Source organism: Kitasatospora sp. MY 5-36 (assembly GCF_001182915.1).
Taxonomy (GTDB): domain Bacteria; phylum Actinomycetota; class Actinomycetes; order Streptomycetales; family Streptomycetaceae; genus Kitasatospora.
Map to the genome: position 1 here is coordinate 1 of NZ_LFVW01000745.1, position 5,031 is coordinate 5,031.

The following is a 5,031-nucleotide window of genomic DNA, read 5'->3' on the forward strand; positions in this document are numbered from 1 at the left end:
CCGGCGGCCGGGCCTCCGAGCGCCGGTCGGGCGCCGCGGACGTCTCCCGTCCGCCTCCCGCCGGTGCGGCCGGTGCCGCCGGCACCCGCTGCCGGGCCACCCCGTCGCTCTCCGCCGCGATCACCTGCTGCCCCAGCGGGAGCGCCCGGGACACCGGGAACACGACGGTGCGGAAGCCCTCACCGGCCAGCACGTCCCGCCAGTTCCCGGGCGACAGCGCCGGCGAGCCGGGGATCCGCAGCGACCGGTCGTCGAACAGCCACCAGCCCTCCAGCAGGCCGAAGGTCACGTGGCTGAACAGGTCGAACGCCGAGAGCTCGTTCAGCAGCAGCCAACCGCCGGGCCGCAGCGCGGCCTTGGCGTTGCGCAGGGTGTTGCGGGTGTCCTTGGTCGCGTGCAGCACGTTCGCGGCGATGACCAGGTCGAAGGCGCCCTCGGCGACCTCCTGCCCGGCCAGCGGCCGTTCGATGTCGAGCAGCCGGCAGTCCAGGTACGGGACCTCCGGCCCGTACGAGGCCCGGGCGTGGTTCAGGAAGGCCTTGGAGACGTCCGTGTAGACGTAGCGCTCGATGCTGTCCCGGTACGGCTGGAGGGCGGCGAACATCCCCACGCTGGTGCCGCCGGTGCCCGCGCCGACCTCCAGGATCCGCAGCCGGGCGCCCGGGTCGCGGCGCAGCCGGTCGGCGACCAGGCCGGCGGCGGTGGCGGCCATGGCGCGGTTGAACAGGTCGGCGGCGCGGTTGTCGCGGTAGCAGCCCTCCACCAGCTCCATGGAGCCGCGCGGGAACATCACGTCGGTGGGCCGGACGCGGCCGGTCAGGATCCCGGGCAGGGCCCCGAGCATGGCCGCGGCCAGGCGCAGCTCCGCCGCCCGGTCGGGGTCCGCGGACCACCGGGCGCACTGCCGCTCCCACCGGGCCAGCACCTGGTCCGCGGGCTCCGCCGGCGCCAGGAGCCGCTGGGCGTGCTCCCACCACTGGGCGTACTGCGGCAGGACCGCCGCGCGGTCGACGTCGGCCAGCTGGGCGGCGAGGACCTTGGCGAGCCACGGGTCCCGCTCGGCCCGCCGCCACCGGACGACCTCGTCCAGGGCGGCGTCCGTCTCGTCGACGCCGGCCGGCAGCGTGCCGGGGCGCGGCAGGACGGCCGGGCCGTGCGCGGAGACCCGGGTGGCGCGGTCGAAGTTGGGCAGGGTGTTGCGCCGGTCGGTGCGGACGTAGGCGAGCTGCCGCTGCGGGCCGCCGAGCAGGGCGGCCAGGGCGGCGAGCCCCTCCGGCGGTTCGATCGACACCAGCCCGACCCGGGTCATCCGCTCCCGGTAGAACTCGGAGGTGACGCTCCCGAGTCCGCCCCACCAGCCCCAGTTCATGACCCGGACCGGGGTGTCCCAGTGCTGCCCGAGGGCGTGCGCGTAGGCGTCGCTGAAGGTGCAGCCGGCCGCGTAGTTGCCCTGGCCGGCGGCGGTCGTGAAGGACTGCATGGAGGACAGCAGGACCGCGAAGTCGAGCGGTTCGCCGTCGAAGGCCTCGGCCATGGCGGTCGTCACGTCGACCTTGGCGGCCAGCGCGGCGCGCAGGTCGGCCTCGTCCATCCGCGCGACGGTGCTGTCCCGCAGCACCAGCGCCGCCTGGACGACGCCGTGCACCCGGGGGTGGCGGCGCCTGACCTCGGCCAGGGCCCGGCGCAGCGCGGCCGGGTCGCCGGCGTCGGCCTGGAGGTAGCGGACGTGCTCCGGGCCTCCGGCGGAGCGGATTCGGTCCGCCACGGTGGCGTCGTGCGCCCGGCGGCCGATCCAGGTGACGTGGGCGCCGTGGTTCCGCACGACGTGCCGGGTCCACGCGGAGCCCAGCCCGCCGGCGCCGCCGATGACGACGTACACGCCGCCCTCCCGGTACACCGGCCGCTCCGGGGCCTCGCACGGGGCCCATCGGCGGGCCAGCCACTGGCCGGTCCGCCGGACCCAGGCGTCGTCGGGGGACTGGGCGGGCAGGGCGGTGAGGTCGGCGGGCCAGCCGGAGCCGTCCAGGTCGACGCGGCGGACGGTCCAGTTGCCGTACTCCCGGCCCAGCGAGCCGAACAGGCCGTGCAGCCCGGCGTGCGCGGGCTGGACCTCGTCGTCCGCGTGGGTGGCGAGCGCACGGGTCGTCACCAGGGTGATCCCGAGCGGCCTGGCGTCGTAGCCCGCCGCGACCAGCGCCTTCACCAGGCGGAACGCGGCGACCACCCCGTCCTCCTGCGCGGCGGTGTACCCGGCGGCGTCGGTGGGCGCGAGGTCGGCCTCGGGGGCGGCCCACACCAGGTGGTCGACCGGTCCGAGTCCGCGCAGTGCGGCGGTGGCCTCCTCGACGCTCGCCGAGGCCGGCAGCGGCCAGTGCAGCGCGCCGTCGAGCGGGGCCGGGCCGCCGACGACCAGGACGCGGTCCGCGCCGGAGGGCACCGGGGCGCCGTCCGCGGGGATCGGGTCCCAGACCGGGGCGTAGAGGGCCGGTTCGACGGCGGTTTCGACGGCGGCCTCGACGGCGCCTTCGACGGCGGGCTCGGGCCGGTCCGCGCCGGCCGTTCCGGTACGGGCCTCCGGGCGGGGTTCGGTGCGGCTCCCGGTCCGGCGGGAGCTGTAGCCGACCAGCCGTACCCGGACCTCGCCGTCCTCGTCCACCAGATCGATGTCGAGCCGGCCGAGCGGTCCGGCCGCCAGGCCCCGCACCACGGCCGTCATGGCCGGGGTGCAGGGGGCGAACAGCTCGAGCCGCTCCAGCGCGAACGGCACGGCGGTGTCCCGCAGTTCGGTCAGGTGCGCCGCGACGGTGGCCTGGATCGCCGAGTCCAGCAGGGCCGGGGTGAGCGCGCCCGGCTCGGCCGCGTCGGGCAGGACCAGGTCGGCGAGCACCGTGTCGGGGCCCACGTGCGCCTGCCGGACGGCCCGCAGGCTCGGGCCGTGCTCGATGCCCATCGACCGCAGGGCCTGGTGGATCCGTTCGCCGGGCACCGTCTCCGGGCACCGCGCGCGCAGCGCGGCGAGGTCCACCCGGGCCGGGCGCGGGGCGTCGGAGGGGGCCAGGGTGCCCTCGCTGCGGACCGTCCCGCCGGTCGACAGCGTGAACCGCCGGCCGCCGCGGGCGTCGGTGCGCAGGTCGACCAGCACCTCGACGGGTTCCGGCCCGACCTCCAGCGGCCGGACCCACGTCACGTTGGTCATCCGGACGCGGGTGCCGCCCAGGGCCCGACGGGCTAGTTCCAGATGGGCGACGGCGGGCAGGATGTGCCGGCCCTGCACGACGTGGTCCCGCAGCAGCCCGTCCGTACGGGACAGCGTGACGCGGTCGTGGTCGCGGTCGCGGCCCGCCGCCGGCCCGTGCCGGTCCGGGGCGAACGGGTAGGTCGGCAGCGGGACGAGGCGTCCCCCGGCCGGGGCCGGCGCGTCCCCGACCGGACGGGCGGGCGCGATGCCGTCGAGCACCGCGACCAGTTCGGCGGTGTCGCCCGCCAGGCACTCGAAGCGGTGCTCGAACCGCTTCCGGCCGACCCACAGGGTGTGGGCGAGGTCGCGCAGCTCCACCGAGGGGTGGGCGCGCAGGTGCGCCGCGAGCCGGCGCCGCTGCTCGGCGAGCTGCTGCTCCGTCCGGGCGGACAGGACCACGGGGTGGTCCGCCCTCGGCGCCGGGGGCCGCTCGGCCGACGGCGCCTCCTCGATGACGACGTGGGCGTTGGTGCCGCTGGCCCCGAAGGAGCTCACCACGCCGCAGCGCGGGCCGCCGGCGGGGGCGGCCCAGTCACGGGTCCGGGTGTTGACGTAGAACGGGCTGCCGGCCAGCGGGACCGCCTCGTTGGCGGTCTCGAAGTTCAGCGCGGCGGGGATCCGCCGGTGCCTGAGCGCCAGCAGGACCTTCAGCACGCCCGCGATGCCGGCGGCGAACTGGGCGTGTCCGATCGTGGTCTTCACCGAGCCCAGCGCGCAGTACTCGGCGCGGTCGGTCCGGGCGCGGAAGACCCGGTCCAGGGCCCGGAACTCGATCGGGTCGCCCAGCGGCGTGCCGGTGCCGTGCGCCTCGACCAGGCCGATCCGCTCCACGTCGACGCCGGCCCGCTCGTACAGCCCGCTGATCAGGCTCTCCTGGGAGACCGAACTCGGGGCGGTGATGCCGTTGGTGGCGCCGTCCTGGTTGACCCCGACGGCGGTGATCACGCCGTGGACGTGGTCCCCGTCGGCCAGCGCGTCGGCGAGCCGCTTGAGCACCACCACCCCGACGCCCTCACCGGGGACGAAGCCGTCCGCCCGGTGGTCGAAGCTGTGGCAGCGCCCGCTCGGGGAGAGCATCCCCGCGCGGCCCGCGAGCCCGTACAGCCGCGGCGTGGACTGGACGAACACCCCGCCGGCCAGGGCCATCGAGGTCTCGCCGGACCAGAGGTCCTTGCACGCCAGGTCGAGCGCCACCAGCGAGCTGGAACAGGAGGTGTCGACGGCGATCGCCGGGCCCTTGAGGTCCAGGGCGTAACTGACCCGGCTCGGGATCACCGAGGCCATGTTGCCCCACAGGGCCTGGGCCGGCGCGTCCCCGTCGAGCAGCTCCAGGTAGTCCCCGGCCCAGGCGCCGACGTACACGCCGCACGGCCGCCGGTCCATCCGGCCGGCGTACCCGGCGTCCTCCAGGGCCTTCCACGACTCCTCCAGCAGCAGCCGCTGCTGGGGGTCCATCGCGGCGGCCTCGGTGCCGGAGATGTTGAAGAACAGCGCGTCGAACTCGTCGATCCGGTCGAGGAAGCCGCCCCGGGTGCACGCGCTCAGGCCGTCGAGGCGGAAGCGGGTGGCGTCGGTGACCAGGTCGTCCCCGTTCTCCAGCCGCGTCCACAGCTCGTCCAGCGAGCCGGTGCCCGCGAACCGGCCGCTCATGCCGACGACCGCGATCGGGCCGCGGTCCACCGGGCCGGGGGCGGCCACCGGCTGTCCGGTGGCGGGACGGCGGTCGGTGGCGGGACGGCGTTCGGTGGCCGGGGCGCCGCCGTCGGCGGCTCCGGCGTTCGGCGCGGCGTCAG

1 protein-coding gene is annotated in these 5,031 nt (G+C 76.7%); it reads right to left on the reverse strand.

Translation table 11 applies throughout. The features are described 5' to 3' along the window. The coding region (locus tag AE652_RS35035; protein WP_049659029.1) for an SDR family NAD(P)-dependent oxidoreductase at positions 1-5,031 on the reverse strand (5,031 nt) is incomplete at both ends.